At 40.0% G+C, this 235-nt stretch carries 1 protein-coding gene; it reads left to right on the top strand.

What is annotated here, in order from left to right:
* Positions 1-209: ABC transporter permease subunit (locus ACYP5M_RS26765; RefSeq protein ID WP_459735755.1), on the top strand; the 209-nt coding region annotated here is incomplete at its 5' end.
* Between the last annotated feature and the right edge of the window lie 26 nt (positions 210-235).

A 235-nucleotide genomic window follows, 5' to 3' on the forward strand; every position in this document is an offset into this window, starting at 1 on the left:
TCGGATTTGGTGAACTATCCAAAGTGCTGCATATCGCATTAGGTGCTTTTTTTCCTTTATATTTACAAACTTATTTGGGACTTCGGAATGTGGATAAAAAACTGTACGATGATGCCCTAATATTGGAGTTTAGCCGACGGGAACAAATAACAAAGCTCATGATTCCTGCAGCTTTGACAAAAATATTAATTCGTATCCGTATAGCCTAAAGTGCGGCTTGGAGGTGCCTGGTCGT

The sequence above is a fragment of the Peribacillus sp. N1 genome (assembly GCF_054600815.1).